Source organism: Bradyrhizobium sp. SZCCHNR3119, from assembly GCF_032487775.1.
GTDB lineage: Bacteria > Pseudomonadota > Alphaproteobacteria > Rhizobiales > Xanthobacteraceae > Bradyrhizobium.
The window spans coordinates 687,045-706,134 of the sequence record NZ_JAUEUV010000001.1 but is presented as its reverse complement, the minus strand read 5'-3'; the positions used below and the strand labels follow the sequence as shown (position 1 = coordinate 706,134).

Sequence of the window (19,090 nt, the reverse complement as noted above, 5' to 3'; positions counted from 1 at the left end):
TTGATTCACGGGTCGGTCACGGCATGACACGTCTGTCCCATCTGACGTATCGCAACATCCTGATTGCGGCGCATGACCTGTTGGCCAGCGTGGCGGCGTTGTTCGCTGCATTCTACATCCGCTTCGAGGGCGCCAGCGCGTTCTGGGACCGGGCTCCGCTGCTTCTGCAGATCGTACCCTATTTCGTCGTCTTCAGCTTCATCGTCTTCTATGTTTCCAGGCTGATGACCACCAAATGGCGGTTCATCTCGCTGCCCGATGCGCTCAACATCGTCCGTGTCGCCACCGTGCTGACGCTTGCGCTCCTGGTGCTCGACTACGTCATTGTCGCCCCGAACGTGCGCGGCACGTTCTTCCTCGGCAAGCTCACCATCATCCTGTTTTGGTTTCTGGAGATTTTTGCCCTCAGCGCGTTGCGCTTTGCCTATCGCTATTTCCGCTACACGCGTGTGCGCCATCACGCCAGGACCGACGATGCCGCGCCCGCGCTCCTGGTCGGGCGCACGGCAGATGCCGAGGTGGTTCTGCGCGGCATCGAAAGCGGCGCAGTGAAGCGAATCTGGCCGATCGGGATCTTGTCGCCGGCGGTTTCCGATCGCGGCCAGATCATCCGCAACGTTCCGGTATTGGGCGGGATCGACGACATCGAGGATGTTGCGGCCGATTTCGCCCGGCGCGGCAAGCCGATCGCACGCGCCCTGATGGCACCGTCCGCGTTCGAGCCGGAACTGCACCCGGAAACCTTTCTGATGCGGGCGCGCCGGCTTGGATTGATCGTGAGCCGGCTGCCCTCGCTCGAAAGCGGCGATGCGCCGCGGCTCGCGCCAGTGGCGGTCGAGGATCTCCTGCTGCGGCCGAGCGAGAAGATCGACTATGCGCGGCTGGAAGCGCTGGTGAGAGGCAAGGCTGTCGTCGTCACCGGCGGCGGCGGCTCGATCGGCTCGGAGATCTGCCATCGTGCCGTCACCTTCGGCGCGGCGCGGCTCTTGATCCTGGAGAACTCCGAGCCGGCGCTCTATGCGATCACCGAGGCGCTCGCCGCCGCGAACGAAGGCAATGCCGCCGTGGAAGGCCGCATCGCCGATATCCGCGACCGCGAACGGGTCTTCCGCCTGATCTCCGAGTTCAAGCCGGAACTCGTCTTCCACGCCGCGGCGCTGAAACACGTGCCGATCCTCGAGCGCGATTGGAGCGAGGGCGTCAAGACCAACATTTTCGGCTCGATCAACGTCGCCGATGCGGCGGTGGCGGCCGGCGCCGAAGCGATGGTGATGATTTCGACCGACAAGGCGATCGAGCCGGTGTCGATGTTGGGGCTCACCAAGCGCTTTGCCGAAATGTATTGCCAGGCGCTGGACCGCGAGTTGGCCGAGCGGCACGGCGGCAGGTCGCCGATGCGGCTGATCTCGGTCCGCTTCGGCAACGTGCTGGCATCGAACGGCTCGGTGGTGCCGAAATTCAAGGCGCAGATCGAGGCCGGCGGCCCGGTGACGGTCACCCATCCGGACATGGTGCGCTATTTCATGACGATCCGCGAAGCCTGCGATCTCGTGATCACCGCGGCTTCGCATGCGCTCGCGCCGGAGCGGCCGGGCGTCTCGGTTTACGTCCTCAACATGGGCCAGCCGGTGCGGATCGTCGAACTCGCCGAACGCATGATCCGGCTCTCGGGCTTGCAGCCCGGCTATGACATCGAGGTCGTCTTCACCGGGATCAGGCCCGGCGAGCGCCTGAACGAAATCCTGTTCGCGAGCGAGGAGCCGCCGGTCGAGATCGGCGTGGCCGGCATCATGGCCGCCAAACCGAACGAGCCGCCGATGCAGGTGCTGAAGGCGTGGATCGCGAGCCTGGATCAGGCGATCGGTCAGCATGATCCTGTGGCGATCAAGGCGATCCTGAAGGACGCGGTGCCGGAGTTCGGGTCAACCGCGGCGTGAGGCTTCCATCGCCCGCGGTCGCGCGAACCGGTGCAGCGCGAAGGCGACCGCACCGGCTCCGAGCATCAACAGCACAACGTCTGCCGTCCATGATGCGAGTGCCACCGATAGGCCCGCGAGAGCAGCGAGCACGAGGTTGAGCGCGAAGACGTCGCTGACCACGCGAGCGACCGTAAAGCCGTTGTCGGTCGCGCGCTGGTAGAAATGCGTGCGGTGCGCCGCCCAGAATGGCTCGCCACGCAGCATCCGCCGCAGCAATGTGAGGGTCGCGTCCGCGAGGTAATAGAGCGGCAGCAACAGTGCAGCCACGATATGACCGCGCCAGGCGAGCTCCAGCAGGCACCAGCCGAGCAGAAGCCCGATCGGGAGGCTGCCGACATCACCAAGAAACACCTTTGCCACCGGCCGGTTGAACGGCGCAAATCCGAGCAGGGCGCCACACAGCGCGGCCGCGACGAGCGTGGCCGGCAACGGCATCAGGCCGAACACGCCGAGCGCCGTGAGTGCCGCCGTGATCGGCACCGCCTCGGCCGCCGTCATCAGGTCGAGCCCATCCATGAAATTGACCAGGTTGACGAACCACAGCCCGGCGATCAGCAGAACCGCGCGCTCCAGTGCGAGCGGCAAGACGGGCACGAGCCTGAGCTCGCTCGGAGCCATGAGAACGACGAGGCCGACCGCGATCGCCTGCAAGAGCAAGCGCGGCAGCACGGGTATCGGCCTGATGTCATCGACCAGCCCGACCAGGGCGATGAGCGGCGTGGCGGCAAGCAGCAGTACGGGCGGAGCGGCGCCGGTCGTCCACGCGTAGCCGCCTCCGATCAGAAGCGTGGCCGCGATCACGGCGATTCCCGCACCTTGTGGCGTCGGCACCTTGTGTGAGGAGCGGGTGTTCGGCCGGGCAAGCGCGTAACGCTGGAGCAGCGGGCGCAGCAGGACGATCAGGGCCGCACAGATCGCGGCTGCGCTCAGCGCGACGACGAGAAGGGCAGGAAGACCGGCTGTCATGATGCAACCGGTGAGCGGGACGTCAGCCGGTCGTAGAGTGCGACGACCGAGCGGCCGATGATCTTGGCTGAAAGCTTGTCTTCGACCAACTGCCGCGCAGCCTGGCCATAGCGCGCCCGCAGCTCCGGCGATTGCGCCAGCTGTTTCATTGCTTGCGCCAGCGCGGCCGGATTCTCGATCGGCACGGATAATCCTGTCTCGCCATTGATCGCGATCTCACGGCAGCCGGGCGCATCGGTCGAGACCAGCGGCCGGCCGCAGGCAGCCGCCTCCAGCAGGCTCACCGGCAGGCCCTCGCGGTGCGAGGGCAGCACGGCGATATGGCAGCGCCGCCATAATGTGGCGATGTCGTTGACATGGCCGAGCAGCGTGATCCCAGGCTCTCGCTGCCATTGCTCGATCTCTTGGGGCGAGACCGAGGCTGGATTGGCCGGGTCGGGGCTGCCGGCGATCAGGAGGTTGAAATCGAGGCCTTCGGAGTGCAGGAGCCTATGCGCCGCGACCAGGGCGCGGACACCCTTGTCGGTCAGAAGGCGTCCGGCAAAGCCGAAGCTGATCGGTCCCTCCGGCTCGGGCAGTGGCTGAAAGCGATCGGTATCGACGCCGGAACCCGGGATCAGGGTGATCTTGTCCGTCCGGACTCCGAGTGCGCGCAAGGCATCGCGATCGTCCGGGTTCTGCACCAGCACGACGCTGGATGCCCGGTTCATCAGGCGAGGCAGCAACGCCACCATGGCCTGCTTCATCAGCCGCGAGCGCAATGTGGTCGAGGTGAAGACATAGCCCAGCCCGGTGATGGCATTGACCGCGGGGGTAGAGCTGCCGAGCGCCGCCAGCGAGCCGAGCACGCTCGCCTGCAGGCCGGAGTGGTGAACGACATCGGGCTTGACCCTTGTCGCAACCGCCCGGATCGCCCGGACCGTCGGAAGTGCGGCCGAGGGCGACAGGCCGCCTCGCTGGAACGGGATCGGATGCAGGACGAAGCGCTCGGCCTCGATCGCGCCCGCGCCGGCGTTGACATTGGTGGCGACATGCACCTCGTAGCCGGCGTCGCGCGCGGCGCGCGCCATCGGCAGGCGATGCATCAGAAACGCGTAATCCTCGTTCGCGACATAGAGGAGCCGTCGCGGCGGGATAGGGGTGGGCGGGGGCATTCGGTTCACGATAACGGTGCTCGGAGGCGCCATATACGGCAAGCCGGTGCGTTCGGCGAGGGGGATCGGCCCGCTCAGAGCAAATGGAAATTCGAGAAATGCGCGAGCAGTTCTGCTGTCGTCATCGGTTCGATCGTGATCGCGTCATGCACCGCATGCGATATCACCGCGATCGCCATGTCGTGGCTAAGGGTCGGAAGTGGGGCCGGCTGAGTCGCTGACATGGTCGGATTGCCCGTGGAGGCAAAATTAAATTCGGCGATCTGGCCGAAATGCGCGGGAGTCGGAAGGGATGCAAACACTGCTGCAGAGATGGAGTTCTGGGGAGCACTGCCGCTGATCGTCGGCCCGGATGCTGCTGTCCCGTATTCAAGCGCGCCGCTTGCGCCATCGCCTGCGAAATGGAAATTATCCTGAGCGACAGGTTGCACGAACGGCAGTGCGGCGCCAGGGGAAGCAGCTGCTGCCGATTGCACGGCGGCCATGACAGTATGGGCGGGGATCCCGATCGTGCCGTCGCCATTGAGATCTTGCTGGAAGCTCGTCTCCAGCGTTTCCAGCGAAGCGGTGCCTCCGGGCACTGCGCCGATGGCGTTGCTAACGTAATTTCCGCTGCTGTCCGTGTTCCAGACGGTATACAGATCTGCGCCCGTCATCTTCCAAGCGACTTGATAGCCGCTGCCAGCAGCTTCTGCGCCGATCGGCATCCAGCCGCCCATTTGGCCAACGACCACGGCAGAACCGCCAAATTTGATCTGCGGGCCGGTGCCGCCGCCGACGGGGTTCAGAAAATATGTCGTGCCTGATTGGACGAGGCTCGTTGCACCAAGGCTTTCGATGACGGTGGTTGGAATGCCAATAACGCCATCGCCATTCAGATCCTGATGGAAGCTGATTTCCAACGCCTCTAAAGACGCGTTGCTTCCACTGACAGCGCCGATCGCATTGCCGGTGTATGCGCCGCTGCTATCGGTGTTCCAGACGGTATAAAGATCCGAGCCCTGAAATTTCCAGGCGACCTCGTAGCCGCTGCTTGTGATCTCGGCGCCGATGGGCATCCATCCACCTAGCTGCCCAGCCAAGAGCACGGACCCGCCGAACTTGATCTGCGGACCGCTGCCGCCGCCGACCGGGTCAAGAAGATAGTTCGAGCCCGCCTGTACCAAGCTTGTTGAGCCCAGAGCCTCGATCACGGTGCTGACTACCCCGATGGTGCCGTCGCCATTGAGGTCTTGATGAAACGTCGTCTCCAGCGCCTCGAGCCCACTGTCGCCGCCCGGGACAGCACCTATCGCATTGCCGATGTAATTGCCGTTGGAGTCGGTGTTCCAGACCGTATAGAGATCGGCGCCGGCCATCTTCCATGCAATCTGATAGCCGCTACCCGTCGTCTCGGCGGCGATCGGAGTCCAGCCACCAAGCTGGCCGACCACCAAGTTGGCCCCGCCGAATTTCAACTGCGGTCCGGCGCCACCGGCGACCGGATCGAGGAAATAGCCATTGGCCACTTGAACGAGACTCGTCGACCCCAAGGATTCGATCACGGTCGTCGTAACGCCAATGATGCCGTCACCGTTTAGATCCTGATGGAGGCTGGTCTCGAATCCTTCCAGAGCAGCGCTGCCACCCGCAACTGCGCCAATCGCATTGCCCGTGTAGTTGCCATTACTGTCGGTATTCCAGATCGTATAAAGGTCGGCGCCGGCCATCTTCCATGCGATCTGGTAGCCGCTGCCCGTAATTTCCGCGCCGATCGGTGTCCAACCACCCAGTTGCCCTGGGGCCAAGGCACTGCCGCCGAACTTAAGCTGAGGTCCGGTGCCGCCGGCGACAGGATTGAGGAAATAGCCAAAGCTGGACTGCAGCAAGCTGGTTGACCCGAAGGATTCGATCGTCACCGGCGTAGCGGAGGTGAGATGAAATCCCAGCGCGTCCAATTGCTTCAGGTCGACCGCGGTCAGCATCTGCAGGGTGCTGCCCGTGTAGAACTCGTTGAACGGGTCGTTTGGGCCCTGCACGCCACTGTTGAGGAAGTCGCTCGCGTCGGAGTTCTGACCATAGTCGGCAAGCTTGGTGTAGCCGCCGTCGAGGGAAAAATAGGCCGGCGAAGCGGTTGCGCCGCCCGTGAGCAGCGCCACGCCTGGGCTCGAAAACCGATAGAAATCGAAAATGTCAGGCTGCGATCCGTAGGGCACGCGGCCGAACGCATGGGTCAGCTCATGCAGTGCGACGCCGACGAGAAGGTTCGGATCAATATCGGTGGCGAAGGTGGCGCTGCCGTCGTCCGTCGTTGTGTCGTTGGCGCCAAGAACTCCCCACAGCTTCAGCTGCGAGTTCCAAACTGCAACGTAGGATTGCCCTTGGAAGGTCGATCCTGATGGCAGTGCGTTGAACGTCGTATCTCCGAGACTTGCATTATTGATTAGATTGGCTCGGACGTTCGAATAGGTCTGCCACTGCCCGACGTCTGGGGTCGCACCCGCGCCGCCACCAGTGCCGCTGTAATCGATCTTGAGATTGACCGTGATGTGGTCGGAAATGGTTGAACTCAGGATCGCGGCCGCCTGCTGGATTCCGGCGCGGAACGCGGCAGGAGCAGCCATCGCGGCCGCATCGAAAAGCAGATTGATGGTCAATCCGCCGGATGTGACGGCAACCACGGAACCGATACCGCCGAAACTGCCTTGCGCAGGCTGAGCCTGGACGGCCTCTTCCGGAAGGTTGACCGGCGTGCTTGGAGGCATGTCGGCCGTGCTGTTGTCTGCAGAAGTCAGCCCCGTCATCGCTCTGGTTCCAGATGCTCGCAAAGCTCACGCATGATGAGGGCGCATTTGCGCCCGACGATCACGGGTGAAGCAAAATAAATCGCACCGTCGTGCCCTTACCTACCAGAGGGAGAGTCTTTTCGAGAAATTAAAGTCTGGTTCTCACCCCTGATCCCCACCCGGCCGATTATGCGGATTTAGCCGATTGGGTCCAGCAACTCCGGTATCCGCGCGAGGAAGGCCGGCACCGGAAGTGCAGCGCCGAAATTGTAGGGATTGTCGGCAAGTGTAACGAGATACCGATCGAGCAGCGCGCCGCCCTCGCGCAAGGGCCGCGTGCTTCCGTCCAGACAATCAAGCTTGTAACGGACGGCGGCGGTGATGTCCTCGGGTCGGTTGGCGTGGATCTCAAGCCCGTGCCGTGCCAGCACGCCCGTATCGATCAGGAGCGCCTGCAACGGCTGACGATAGGTCTCCCGCAGCGAGAGATAACGTCGCGCCCGGCGGTCGTAGACCGGCCGCAGGGTGAAATCCGTCTTCTCGTGCCAGAACTGGCAGTCATTGGAGATGCAGTTGACGAGCAGCATCGGTGTGCCGAGCGCCTGCACAGCAGTGGTGAGGCCTGAGGTGGTCCCGACGAACAGGCGTGCCTCCGCACAGAGAAAAAGATCCATCTCGGCCGATTTGATGTCGCTATGGGCATAGTCGAACACGCCGGGCAGGCCGCGCAGCGGCGTCATGCTGCGGTCGCCGAGCCTGACCACCGCACCACCGCGCGAGGTGATGTGGCCGATGGCCTCCAGATAATCGCCGACATTGGCTGAACGATGCTGTCGTGTGGTGCCGGGTCCGTCGCCGTGATAGCCGCCCTCGCGGATGTGCATCGCAACGAACCAGTCGGCGGTGACACCGGCGCTGCGCAGCTTGGCACGACCTGCCTCGCGAAGGTGTTGCGGGACTGTGACAATTGGAGCGCGCCGCTGTTCCGCCCAGGCGACCTGAGCACGCGCCGCCGCATGCGCCCAAGGCTCGGCGAGACCATCTTCGCCCCGCACTGCGATGAACTGATCGCCGACCAGACGCTGATAGGGAAGCAGGTCATCGACCAGCGCGGGATCTTCGATGATCGTCAGATGCGGGGCGAACAGGCTTAGGAACGCTTGATTGATGACTTTCGCCGGAGGCGCCAGCAGCACGTAATTGGCTGCCGGCACGATGCCGAGCTCGGCCATACGCAGATGGCAGTCGATGAAGCCGATATGGCCGATCAAGGTCACCCACTCGTAGCCGAGCAGTCGCACCGGCAGGTTGGGCTTGAAGTTGATGCTTACGCCCTTGATCCGCTCCAGGAGTTCGTCCGGAATCGACCACCTCTGAGCCAGCGTGTCCTGATGGTCGAGCGCGGCTTGATAGCAGCGGAAGGTGTCCTCGTAGCGGCCCTGATGATAGAAGTTTTCGCCGAGCTGGATCAGATTGTCATAGATCAGGAGCTCGCCGGCATGCTGTAGCTCCCAGGTGCTTGGCGTGTAAGCCGATGGATCATAGCCGCCCGCATAGTTTTGATGCGCCATGACCGAGTGGGGATCGCGCTTCACCGACGCGGCGAAGCATTCGGCCGCGCTCGCATGATCGTGCATTAGCACATAAACGCAGCCGAGCTTGCGCAGGGCGTTGCTGTCGCCCGAGGCCGCCGCTCGCTTCAGGAAATGCTCCGCGACCGGATAATTACCGCGGTACATGTGTGCGACGCCGACGGCGAAATTGATCGCAAAGCTGTCGATCTCCTCCACATGCGGGACCTCGCGGACGATGCGGTCGTAGGCGCTGCAGAGCGCGAGCGTTGTGAAATAGGCCTGGGTACCGAGGCCGCGCCGCGCGCGGACCTGGGCGCGGAAGATCAGGTTGAGCAGCCGCACCGCGCGCAGCGCGCTCGGCTTGCGGCTGGCCGCAAGGTGCATCTGGGCCGCGCCCGCCAGCGCTATGAGAATCAGCCGTGCGGCGATCGTGCCCACCCGAGAGCCACGCGCCAGCCTGTGCTCCGTGAAGCGCAAAAGGGCTGGGCCTGCAGGTGCCGCGATCATCCTGCGATCGATGACGTTGGCCGCACGAATCGTGAGCGGCAGCAATTGCCGCCGGCGTGCGCTCAGAAAGCCGTAGAAGCGAAAGGCAAGCCCCGTCAGCCAAGCTTTGGTCGATCGTCTGCCTTGTCTCTCGTCGGTCTGAGCGGGCGAACTTGGCATGACCGGGCCTGGCTCGGCGGCGGCGTGGCTCGTTTGGAGCCTGGTGAGGCGATGCCGGAGAGTGCCGATGGGGGCCCGCGCGGTCATGGGGCACGATAGGCCGGCGTTGCCGCGACGATCGCACTGCGCCTCGCGCGTTGGGCGAGCAGGCGCATCAGCGACATCGGTCGGGTCCGGAGCGTGGCCCAAGCCAACGCGGCGAGGCGGCCGGGAGAGCCCAAGCCGAGCAGAAGCCGCAGCAGATGCGCATCAAACGGGCCGCCATCGAGCAGGGCGGCCGCATGCGCCGCCTTGGCAGACGCAGGCGCATCCGTCCCCAGCACCATCCGTACCGCGCCAAAGCGATTGCGGCGCGCGAACAGCGCGCCGTAGCCGGGCGGGAACAGAATGCTGTCGGAGATGCGGGCGCTGATCTCGGCCAGCTTGGTTTCCAGAGCAGTCGGATCGGTTGCGGTAGCCGTCGAGTAGTTCTGGCCATGGATCCGCCAGTAGCCGAGGATCTCCGCGATGAAATAGAAGCCATAGGTGAGGGCGAGCCGGCGCGCGAGGAACGCGTCGGAGAAGGAGCCGAGGCTGACGTCGAAGCCGCCGAGTGCTTGCAGCGCCTCGCGCCGGTAAAGCGACACGGTGCCGGAGAAATAATTGTCACCCGCGAGCAGAATGCGCCGGACGTCAGCCGGCTGCAGCATCGTCGATTGCGGCGCCGGCAGCATGATCGGCCGCAGCATGCGGGCATCCGACGCTCCTGTAGGCCCGATGATTTCGCAGCAGGCGCAGATCAGGCCGGCCTCGGGGAAGCGCGTTGCCTGCGCCAGCGCTTTCTCCAGATAGCTCGGATGCAGGGCATCATCGGCGCCGAGAAAACCGATCCAGTCGGTATCCGCAATGGCCAGGGCTTCGTTCTGGCCACGCACCACACCCTGATTCGTCTGGTGCCGAATGAGCTGCCAGGTCGGATTGTCCACCAGGAATCGCGAGATGACGGCGATGCTGTCATCGGTCGAACAGTCGTCGATAATCAGGACGCGATCGGGAGCCCGGGTCTGTCTGGCGATGCTGCCGAGGGATTCCGGCAGATATCGCGCGTGATTGTAATTTGGAACGACGAGCATGACGCGCGGAGGCGACAGCGATGCAGTCCTGGTGGTCATCACGTCACATCCCGCCGCATCGTTCAGGCGTTGGACTGCTCAGGCAGCCGGCAGCTCCTTCAACACGTCTTCGAGTGCCCCGAAGGCGCGCGGCCGTCCGCCCTCGAGATAGAGGCCGAGATTGCATGTGTCGCGCAACAGGCTGTGATCGTGCGAAGCCAGTACCACGATGCCGGAGCGCATCGTCATGTCCTGCAGCCGCTCATGCGTCTTCTTCCGGAACTGCGCATCGCCCACTGCGATCCACTCATCCATCAGGATGATATCGCCGTGGATGGAGACGGCGATCGAAAAGACCAGCCGCAGCAGCATGCCGGAGGAATAGGTGCGAATCGGCAGTTCGAGATAGTCGCCGAGCTCCGCAAATTCGACGATCTCCGGCACGCGCTCCTCGATCTCTTCCGGGCTGAGGCCGAGGATGAGCCCGCGAGTGCGAATGTTTTCGTAGCCGGATGCCTCCTCGTCCATGCCGAGCCCGATATCGAACATCGGGACATTGCGGCCGACGACGCGTAACGATCCTCGCGTCGGCTCATAGATTCCGGCCAGCACTCGGATCAGGGTGGTCTTGCCGGCGCCATTATGGCCGACCAGCCCGAGACGATCGCCCTGCTTCAGGGTAAAGCTGATGTCGTCGAGGGCCTGCACGAACTGAAACGAACCTTCGTTCTTCGACACCTTGCCGCCGACCCGCGAGGCGGCCTTGATGGCGAGGTGGCGGAACGAACGCGCGTTCGGCGGTGCCACCGGAAACTCGATGCCGATATTCTTGGCTTCAATCAAGGTCATGATAGACGAGTCCAACAATCCTCGCGGGCGGGTCAGGCCCAGTAGACGACGCGCGCGCGATAGCGCGTGTAGATGTAGACCATGGCACCGGTCAGTACAGCGATGAATCCAACGGCGCCGGCCCAGCTGGTCAGGCTCGGGACGGTGCCCATCAGGGGATCGCGGGTGATCGCCAGCAGGTAGGCGATCGGGTTGATCCCGACGATCAGATCGCCGCCTTGGATTCGCGATGGCTCCCAGATGATCGGTGAGATGAAGAACAGAAGTTGCAGCACGGCGGCCATCACCGGGGGCACATCGCGATAGCGCACGCAGATCATGGAAACGATGATCGATGCGCTGACGATGAAGACGTAGACCAGCGCCAGCCCGAACACGCTGAGCAGGCTCGCAAAGCCGATCGACCACGGGAAGACGAGCCAAATGAATGGGATGATGGCGATGTTGTGCAGGAAGATGATCAGGTTGCGCTGAACCATGCGCATCACGTGGATCACGATCGGCATATCCACTGCCTTGATCATGCCGCCGGCATTGATCATCGTGTAGCAGGCCTCGCTGAGCGAGGAGGAAATGAAATTCCAGATGGTGATGCTGATCATGAAGTGCGGAAGGTAGGTCTTCATGTCAGCGCCGAGGAAGCGGCCGGCGACCGTGCCCATGATCAGCGCCGTGATCGCGTTGGTGGCCGTGATCCACCACGGTCCCAGCAGGGTTCGGCGGTATTTGGAGCGGATGTCGCCCATGGCGAGCGCCCGCCAGGTGACGTGACGGGTCACGATAGGGGCAATATCGGCGCGGCAGCGCGCCCAGGAAAAGCGCGGCCTTTCCGCGACCACAAACCGTTCGACCTGTCCATCGGTCACGGAGGTCATCCTGCTACCTCGTCAAGTGTCGTAAGTCTTTGGCTGGCCGGGCGAAAATGCCAAACCCGGAGTCTCGCCGGCGGCGCTGCCACGGCGCTTGCTGGACCATGTTCCGGAGAGACTGTCAACCGTTCCGCGAAGCGTGCGCAAGCGCGGCGGCCCGGGGGGCGCAGCGCTTGCCAAGCGGTTCAGATCGCGACCGAGCCGGATGCCTCGACGACCCGCGGCTCCGGCAGGGGCACCAGGAAACGGCCGCCGGCCTCCAGATAGGCCTGGTTCCGCTTCAGGATCGGGTCGGCGTAGATCCAGGCGAGAATGACGACGATATCGGGCTTTCTGGTCGCAAGCTCTGTCGAAGGCAGCACCGGAATATGGGCGCCCGGGCTGTAGCGGCCCTGCTTGAGCGGATTGTCGTCGACGATGAACTTGACGCGGCTTTCCAGCTCGAAGTGGTAGAGCAGGGTGGTCGTGGTGGTCGAGGCGCCATAGGCTGCGACCAGCTTGCCCTCGGCGATCGCCTTGTCGAGATAGGCCAGCGTCCTGCGCTTGCACTGCTCGATCGCCGCAAACCAGTCCTGGTAGATCTTGGGCTTGGTGATGCCGCGCCGCTCTTCCTCGGCGATCAGCTTCGACAGCTCCGCCGAGCGCGGGCGCTTGCCGGTCGATTTCGGCTGCGCGAAGGCGCGGATCGAACCGCCCTTGGTCGCGGTACGCTCGACTTGGAACAGCGTCATGTCGTGCTTGTTCAGGAAGGTCTCGAGCGGGATCAGCGCGTGATGGGAGACGTGCTCGTGATAGATGGTGTCGAACACCATGTTGTCGATCATGTCGACGATGTAGGAGACCTCGAACACGAAGGCGCCGTCGTCGGCAAGCAGCAGGCGGATGCCCTTCACCACATCCGACATGTTGTCGATATGCGCGAATACGTTGTTGGCGCAGAACAGCTTAGCCTCGCCCTGGTCGGACTTGATCTTGGCAGCCAGTGCGCTGGTGAAGAAGTCGGGAATCGTCGGGATGCCGTCGGCGGTGGCGGCCGCGGCGATGTCGCGCGCGGGGTCCACGCCCTGGACCCGCATGCCTTCGTTCTTGAACGCTTTCAGGAGCGAGCCGTCATTGCTGCCCATCTCGGCCACGAGGCTGCCCTTGGGGATGCCGAGTGTCGAAACCACCGATTGCGCATAGCGCTTGAAATGCTCGACCAGGCCCAACGAGACCGAAGTGCGATAAGTGTAGTCGCGGAACAGGATGTCGGGATCGACGACGTCGAGATTCTGCAGGTGGCCGCAGTCGAGGCAGAGGTAGCAGTCGAGCGGATACAGATCCTGCTTCTCGCTCAGCCGTTCGGCGGTGACGAAGGCGTCGCCGATCGCTGAGGGCCTGATCGGCAGCACATGTTCGAGCTGGGTCGAGCCGCACAGGCGGCAATCGGTCTTGTGCTTGACGTGCTGCATGTCGTGTCCTTGGTTGGCGATCCCTTGAGAGGCAAGGGACGGTCGGCCGAAGCAAAATCGCGGCCGCTTTTACAGGCCCGCGAAGCTCTTGGCGACCTCTTCTTGCCAGACTGTGGAGACCCCGCCGTCCAGAAACAGGCTTTGCCCGTTGATAAAGGAGGCGCGCTCGCTGCAGAGGAAATCGAGCGCATCGGCGCATTCTTCGGCCGTGCCGAGCCGGCCGAGCGGCACCAGCCGGCGATAGGTGTCCATCAGCTTTTCGTTCTGCTCGTAAAATACCCGCGATTCGCGCTTCAGATAGGTCAGCGGCATGATGGCGTTGACGCGGATGCCGCGCCGGCCGAGGGTTGCGGCATAATGGCGGACCATCGCATTGAGGCCGCCCTTCACCACGTGGTAGCCGACCGGCTGCGAGCTGCCGACGAATTCGGCATAGACCGAGCTGACCACGCCGATTCCGCGGTCTCCCGCATCGGCAAAATGCCTGGCGAAGCCCTCGATCAGGTCGCGCGATGCGGTGAGGCCGACCTGGATCTCGCCGGCCCAGGGGTCGCCCTGGCCGCGGAAGCGCTGGCTCAACACCAGATAGCGAATGGGGCCACCGGCCTCGGCGACCCGGTCCCACAACCCGGCGAAGCCCTCGCTGCGTTCCAGGTCGGCAGGGAAGTGGCGCAGTCCGGCCTGATCGGGAAAGTCCGCGGGGCGCTGCCGCGACACCACGCTGACCGCGCAGCCGCGGGCCAAGAAACGTTCGACCACCACCCGGCCAAGACCCCGGGTGCCGCCGACGACGACGGCATGCGGGGTCATGCCGCGGCGTCCTGCAGGGCCGCGACCCGCCGGACCAGCTCGGCCTGATAGGTCGCAGCCTTGGCGGTGTCTCTGTCTTCGGGCGCGAAATCGGCGAACACCGACGCGCCAGGGCGGAACGGACCGTTGGTGATCTCGTGCACGACCAGAAGATCGCTGCGGATGATCAGGGTGTGGAAGAACGCATTCGACATCCGGTAATAGAACGGCCGGCGGCCACCGGGGGCGCCGAGTTCGACGACGCGGTCGATCTCGCCGTCGTCGCGGAATACGACGATGTCGACCTCGCCCTCCACGATGTGGAAGGCCTCGCTCTTGCCGGGGTGCTTGTGCGGCCGGATGTAGGAGCTGGCGTCGATCGCGATGATCATCTCATGCAGCGTGTCTTCGCCGTCCGGGTGCGCATTGATCCGCGCCCGCCGCTTCGGGCTGGCCTTGACTGCGGCCTTCAGCGTCTCGATCTCGGCCGGCCCCACGGCGGCAATCGGGCCCTCGGCGAGGAAGACCTCGGGGGATTTCTGGACGAGCGTCATGCGGGGTCCTTCAGGATCGAATTGTCGAGCGCGGCGTAGATCGAGCGGAATTGCACGCCCCTGGCGGCAAGAGGGGCGAGCTTGTCGCGCACCTTGCCTTCGATATGCGGAGCGACCGCAAACAGGCACAGCTTGATCCGTTCGTCGGCCAGCAGCCGTTCGGAGCCTACCACAGGCCTGTGGAAGCCTGGGGGGAAAAAGCCGGACTTATCCGCATCATCGTCGACCGCCAGCGCGATCAGGTCGGCGAGGCCGAAGGCGTTGACGAACATGATGGCGTGATGGCCGATGCCGAACAGGGCGATGCCGGTCCGGTCCGGACCAGCAAAGGCGGACAGCCTGCTGCGCAGCTGCGCCCGGGTGGTTGCAAAATTGTCACGGTAGACCTGAAACAGGGCGGAGGGGCCGCGGGCTGCTGGCGGCAGGGCGGCCGTATCCGCTCTCTCCAGGACGGCCACCAAGGCATCCTCCAGCACCCCCGGGTAGCGCAGCAGGGCCGCCACCCGATAGCCGCTGACCGCGGCCAGGTCGCGCAGAGTTTCCTCGACGAAATAGCTGCTGTGCTCTTCCCACAGGAAGCAGTAGTCGCGAGCGGCCACGAACTTGCTGCTGTCCGGGACTTCGATCAGCAGCAGCCCATTGTTGGAAAGCAGCTGCTTCAGCGCCTGGAGTGCGCGAACCGGTTCCGGCGCGTGTTCGAGGATGTAGCGGCAGGAGACGATGTCGAAGGTGCCGAGCTGCGCCGCGCGAGCTGCGAGGTCGGAACCGTTGAGCATGGCCTGCCAGCTTTCCAGATAAGGAAAACGGCCTTCGACGGCGGGAAGGTCGAGCGCCAGCGCGCTTGCGGCGAGACCGCGTGCACCGAGCCGCGACAACAGGGGTTGCTCGAACGGACCGGTGCCGAGGACGTTGCGGGCCTCAGGCCGCAGCGCGAGCAGTTCGCCGGCCAATACATCGAGATGGCCTTCCGGCTCGCGGTATCGGATCCAGGGAACCGTCGGGACCAGCGTATCTGAGGGCGGGGCCTCGCGGAGCTGGACGAGCCGGCAGGTGTCGCATTCGACGATGTCGAGTGTCATCCGGTGTTCGACGCGGCCGTCAGGCGTGAACCGGTTGCAGACTGGGAGGGCGCTGAACGAAAGCGCCTGCGTGGTGATCGGCTGACCGCACAGTCGGCAGCTGGACGATGATCGGGTGGGCATGGTTCAGCTGGATTGCTCGAACAAAAAGACTGGCTCGGTCGCCACTGTATCCAGGGCGCCGGCCGCGCAAAGGATGTTGCCATCCGCAGGCAACCGCAATAGCAGTGTACTTGGGAACAATACAACGTAAAATATTCGGCCTGCAACAGACGCGAACGGGTGTGTAGGTAGGACAGAAATCCGCGTCGTCTATGAACTTCGCGCGAGTGCTCGCTGATAGCCAAGATTTGCCCCTTCTGGAATGCCATTCGGCGAATGTTGGCGGCCTGGGAACAGCAGCTGGTGCAGCTTCGGATCGAAATGAGCGGATAGAAGTGCCGCGGCGAGGGGACGCGGACGTCGAATTCGCTGCACGAAGGAACTCACTTTTGGGTTGCACCGTAATGGCCCGATGCGAAAATCACGCTCGCATGAGCTTGTCCCGAATCGGACCGGCGACTCGGAGCTTTCCCGATTCAGATCGTACATCCGTTTAGGTGAGATGCTGCACACGATACTTGGGAGCGTTTACCGACAACTGTTTCGTTACATAATTTGACGTTGGTAAGAGGGGGGCACCGGTGTGAAAGATATGGTTCAAGTCCTAAGGTCGATCTTGCGCATCATCTGCGTGAGTACGGTCTTCTTCTTTGTTCTTCTTGCGGCCGGCGCAGGGTTCCTCAACTCCGTGCTGGCGGGATTTACGGCTTTCGTCTTCAGTTCGGTGGGGCTTGGCCGGATCGTGCTCGAGTGGCTGGCTTTGTGGTCCACAATTCTGCTGATTGTCGACAAGGCAGGGCTCTTGCCGATCGCCGAATGGGTTCATGGGGTCATCACGATCATTGGTCGTGGGTTGACTTGACGGTTCTAACAGATAGGCCGCCTGTGTTGCTGGCCGTCAATTCGAGAGGTTCTGGATACGAACAGCATAGCCTTTCTCCTGGTCTGTCGCAGGCCGCGTGGGTTTCAGAACGCGGACATGGCGCCGTGTGAGGCGGAGTTGGGGTATCGATGCAGCGCTTCAAAGCGTCGTTTGATCTGCTGGGCCTAATGCGTAGACGCGGAATCGTCGAGCTGTTCCCCGCACCAGAGGATTTGCCGGCCGGACTTGTGCGTTCGAGAGAGCTGGCCCTGCTGCAGGCGCAGCGATGGGCGCGCATCCTGAACGCTTGGGCTGCCAGCCTTCTGAACCTTCTGCCGCCTCGCCTGGCCTTCCTGATCCTATTCTCCTTCGAGATCGGACAACTTCGCGGCCGTCGCCTGCTCGAAAGAGCCTATCAGGTCCATGTGGCCTCTCTGCTGGCGAAGAAGCCAGACCAGCATTTCGCGGGATCACTGAGATGGTGCTTTCCGGTGCAGTCGGCGGAGCTCTTGGTCCGGATTGGGGCCAATCGGGAAGCCTATGATCTGGTCGTGCAGGATCGGCTGGCAGCCCGTTCGCCGGACTTGGCGAACATGATGGTTCGCTCGCTCTTCGAGCTTGGAGAGTTCGACAAGGCGTATCGGCTGACCTCGCAATTGTCTCTGAGATCAGGTTCGGAACTGGAGTGTCATCTCGTCTTTCTCAAAGGCATGATCGAGATCATAGCGGGCAGCGAAGCCGGCGCGATCGAAAGCATGTCAGTCGCGTGTCGTGGTGTCCCCGATTACATGCGTCCTCACCAAAACATGGCGTCGCGTCCGGCGCAGAACTACCGTCCTAATCCTCTCGACTTCGCTTGCGGCTCCGCGGGCAGGCTATTCGATCTCTGCAACTTCACGGGCCAGCGCGTGACCCATGTCGGCCGGGGCGATCTCGGCATCCGCCTGTTCGCGAGAGCGCTTGCGGCGCAGTCGGAACTGCGCAAGGCAACGCCGGCCGTGTCCGCAGAAGTCAGTCACTTGTTAGGCAGGTTGGGGATCCCGCTGGACCAATTGCGGATCCTTCCGGAGGAATGGACGGCCCAGATCGGTCATCTCGGCATGCTCGACATCCTGTTCCGGATGCGTGACCTGGGGTGGTGGGCGGGAAAGCCGCTGATCGTCGCGCGACCGAACCTGGTGGCCAACAGGACGTTTTTTCGGCTGTTCGAACGCTTTGCCGATGTCGTCGTGATCGGGGAAACCGTGTCCCAGGCGGTCGGCGAAGAACTCCTGTCTCTGCAGCGCTGGTACGGCATGAATTTCAATGTGTTCCAACTGCCGAACGGCGAGATCGTGCCGTGGCAGGAAGCTGGGGCGCTTGCCATCGTGCAATGGGAGAAGGAGGTCCGGGGCCATCCCTTGCGCGACGAGTATGACCGCATCTTCGGAGCGATGCCGAAAGTGCAGGACGATTTTCGGCGGATGCGCGAATCCTGGGGCATGAATCCGGACGACTGGTACGTGTGCCTGCACGCCCGCGATGCTTCCCATTATTCCGAGGTCGATGGGACCGGCCAGACGCATCGCAATTCGACGATCAATACCTATTTGGATGCGATCCGCGCGATCACCGGGAGGGGCGGCTGGGTGATCAAGCTCGGCGGTCCGAATTCACCCAGACTTCCCTCGCTCGACCGTGCAATCGACTATGCGTTGAGCGACTTCCGATCCGATTTGATGGACATTTGTCTTATCCGGAACGCCAGGGCGTTCATTGGCACGACCTCGGGATTGACGAATGTCGCGATCAGCTTCGGGATCCCAAGCGCCCTCGTCAATTGTATCACGACGGATGCGCAGTTGTGGAACAGCCGCGTTCGGTTTGCGCTGAAACCGGTGCGCCTGGCGGACGGAACGATGCTGACACAAGCGCAGCTCACGTCGACTCCCTGGCGCTGGCGCTTGTTCGACGCCTGCGTTCTCCGTCGCAACGGAGCGCAGCCGCTCAACAACACGTCCGATGAAATCCGCGCGGTCACCGAGGAGGTCGTCAATCCGGCATCCAGACATGCGACGAAGGCTGACTCGCAACGTCTCCTGTCGCGTTGGGACGAGCAACTCACGATGCCACATTATTATGGCGCGAGTACGATCAGCTATTACTATCTCTGCAAGTACGAAGACGCCTTCTTGGCGCCTGGACTGACCTCGCCGCCGACAAATGTTCCTCGGGCGGCCATACCACGACCATTAGCTCGATAGCGACAGCGGCCATCTGCGTTCCTTGATCGTCAAGGTCGATAGTGGAGAATGGGCCGGCAGGGGCGCGTATCAAGCCTATCCACAGCGGCGTTGGCCA

The 19,090-nt window shown here is 63.2% G+C and carries 14 protein-coding genes; 3 read left to right on the top strand and 11 right to left on the bottom strand.

Going from position 1 to position 19,090, the window contains the following annotated elements; translation table 11 throughout:
- Nucleotides 1-23 precede the first annotated feature (23 nt).
- A complete protein-coding gene (locus QX034_RS03260) occupies nt 24-1,937 on the top strand; it encodes an SDR family NAD(P)-dependent oxidoreductase (RefSeq protein WP_315704429.1) in 1,914 nt (637 codons plus the stop codon).
- Here QX034_RS03260 and QX034_RS03255 read toward each other — a convergent pair.
- The 11 genes from QX034_RS03255 to QX034_RS03205 all read right to left on the bottom strand — a co-directional run bounded on the left by QX034_RS03255 (nt 1,923) and on the right by QX034_RS03205 (nt 15,909).
- Nucleotides 1,923-2,945, bottom strand: coding sequence for a glycosyltransferase family 4 protein (locus QX034_RS03255; protein WP_315704428.1), 1,023 nt, complete (start codon nt 2,943-2,945; stop codon nt 1,923-1,925). The genes QX034_RS03260 and QX034_RS03255 overlap by 15 nt on opposite strands.
- Nucleotides 2,942-4,099, bottom strand: a complete 1,158-nt coding sequence (locus QX034_RS03250; protein ID WP_315704427.1) for a glycosyltransferase family 4 protein — start codon at nt 4,097-4,099, stop codon at nt 2,942-2,944. The genes QX034_RS03255 and QX034_RS03250 overlap by 4 nt, the downstream gene beginning before the upstream one ends.
- A gap of 74 nt (nt 4,100-4,173) precedes the next feature.
- Nucleotides 4,174-6,882 carry an NF038122 family metalloprotease gene (locus QX034_RS03245; RefSeq protein ID WP_315704426.1) on the bottom strand — a complete coding sequence of 903 codons (2,709 nt, stop codon included), beginning with the start codon at nt 6,880-6,882 and terminating at the stop codon, nt 4,174-4,176.
- A 179-nt stretch (nt 6,883-7,061) separates the two neighbouring features.
- Nucleotides 7,062-9,104: a TIGR04372 family glycosyltransferase gene (locus QX034_RS03240; protein WP_315704425.1), complete on the bottom strand. Its 2,043-nt coding sequence runs from the start codon at nt 9,102-9,104 to the stop codon at nt 7,062-7,064.
- A gap of 83 nt (nt 9,105-9,187) precedes the next feature.
- Entirely contained in the window at nt 9,188-10,255 is a 1,068-nt protein-coding gene (locus QX034_RS03235) for a glycosyltransferase family A protein (RefSeq protein WP_315704424.1), read from the bottom strand.
- 39 nt (nt 10,256-10,294) lie between these two features.
- The gene (locus tag QX034_RS03230; protein ID WP_315704423.1) at nt 10,295-11,044 is read right to left on the bottom strand and encodes an ABC transporter ATP-binding protein; all 750 of its coding nucleotides are present in this window, start codon (nt 11,042-11,044) and stop codon (nt 10,295-10,297) included.
- 32 nt (nt 11,045-11,076) lie between these two features.
- Entirely contained in the window at nt 11,077-11,919 is an 843-nt protein-coding gene (locus QX034_RS03225; RefSeq protein WP_315704422.1) for an ABC transporter permease, read from the bottom strand.
- Between the two features lie 179 nt (nt 11,920-12,098).
- A complete protein-coding gene (locus QX034_RS03220; RefSeq protein ID WP_315704421.1) occupies nt 12,099-13,364 on the bottom strand; it encodes a class I SAM-dependent methyltransferase in 1,266 nt (421 codons plus the stop codon).
- A 69-nt stretch (nt 13,365-13,433) separates the two neighbouring features.
- Complete coding sequence (locus tag QX034_RS03215) at nt 13,434-14,174, bottom strand: SDR family oxidoreductase (protein WP_315704420.1); 741 nt, start codon at nt 14,172-14,174, stop codon at nt 13,434-13,436.
- Nucleotides 14,171-14,707: a WbuC family cupin fold metalloprotein gene (locus QX034_RS03210; protein ID WP_315704419.1), complete on the bottom strand. Its 537-nt coding sequence runs from the start codon at nt 14,705-14,707 to the stop codon at nt 14,171-14,173. Before QX034_RS03210 ends, QX034_RS03215 begins: the two co-directional genes overlap by 4 nt.
- Nucleotides 14,704-15,909 carry a class I SAM-dependent methyltransferase gene (locus QX034_RS03205; protein WP_315704418.1) on the bottom strand — a complete coding sequence of 402 codons (1,206 nt, stop codon included), beginning with the start codon at nt 15,907-15,909 and terminating at the stop codon, nt 14,704-14,706. The genes QX034_RS03210 and QX034_RS03205 overlap by 4 nt, the downstream gene beginning before the upstream one ends.
- 595 nt (nt 15,910-16,504) lie before the next feature.
- Between QX034_RS03205 and QX034_RS03200 the strand changes: the two genes are divergently transcribed.
- Together QX034_RS03200 and QX034_RS03195 are read left to right on the top strand one after the other, a co-directional pair.
- Nucleotides 16,505-16,750, top strand: coding sequence for a hypothetical protein (locus QX034_RS03200; protein WP_315727736.1), 246 nt, complete (start codon nt 16,505-16,507; stop codon nt 16,748-16,750).
- Between the two features lie 188 nt (nt 16,751-16,938).
- A complete protein-coding gene (locus QX034_RS03195; protein WP_315729590.1) occupies nt 16,939-18,993 on the top strand; it encodes a TIGR04372 family glycosyltransferase in 2,055 nt (684 codons plus the stop codon).
- Nucleotides 18,994-19,090: the final 97 nt, after the last annotated feature.

What these genes read in the sequence shown, in the direction of transcription:
- QX034_RS03260 (WP_315704429.1), top strand. Translation starts at nt 24, where the DNA reads ATGACACGTCTGTCCCATCTGACGTATCGCAACATCCTGATTGCGGCG.
- QX034_RS03255 (WP_315704428.1), bottom strand. Translation starts at nt 2,945, where the DNA reads ATGACAGCCGGTCTTCCTGCCCTTCTCGTCGTCGCGCTGAGCGCAGCC.
- QX034_RS03250 (WP_315704427.1), bottom strand. Translation starts at nt 4,099, where the DNA reads ATGCCCCCGCCCACCCCTATCCCGCCGCGACGGCTCCTCTATGTCGCG.
- QX034_RS03245 (WP_315704426.1), bottom strand. Translation starts at nt 6,882, where the DNA reads ATGACGGGGCTGACTTCTGCAGACAACAGCACGGCCGACATGCCTCCA.
- QX034_RS03240 (WP_315704425.1), bottom strand. Translation starts at nt 9,104, where the DNA reads ATGCCAAGTTCGCCCGCTCAGACCGACGAGAGACAAGGCAGACGATCG.
- QX034_RS03235 (WP_315704424.1), bottom strand. Translation starts at nt 10,255, where the DNA reads ATGACCACCAGGACTGCATCGCTGTCGCCTCCGCGCGTCATGCTCGTC.
- QX034_RS03230 (WP_315704423.1), bottom strand. Translation starts at nt 11,044, where the DNA reads ATGACCTTGATTGAAGCCAAGAATATCGGCATCGAGTTTCCGGTGGCA.
- QX034_RS03225 (WP_315704422.1), bottom strand. Translation starts at nt 11,919, where the DNA reads ATGACCTCCGTGACCGATGGACAGGTCGAACGGTTTGTGGTCGCGGAA.
- QX034_RS03220 (WP_315704421.1), bottom strand. Translation starts at nt 13,364, where the DNA reads ATGCAGCACGTCAAGCACAAGACCGATTGCCGCCTGTGCGGCTCGACC.
- QX034_RS03215 (WP_315704420.1), bottom strand. Translation starts at nt 14,174, where the DNA reads ATGACCCCGCATGCCGTCGTCGTCGGCGGCACCCGGGGTCTTGGCCGG.
- QX034_RS03210 (WP_315704419.1), bottom strand. Translation starts at nt 14,707, where the DNA reads ATGACGCTCGTCCAGAAATCCCCCGAGGTCTTCCTCGCCGAGGGCCCG.
- QX034_RS03205 (WP_315704418.1), bottom strand. Translation starts at nt 15,909, where the DNA reads ATGCCCACCCGATCATCGTCCAGCTGCCGACTGTGCGGTCAGCCGATC.
- QX034_RS03195 (WP_315729590.1), top strand. Translation starts at nt 16,939, where the DNA reads ATGCGTAGACGCGGAATCGTCGAGCTGTTCCCCGCACCAGAGGATTTG.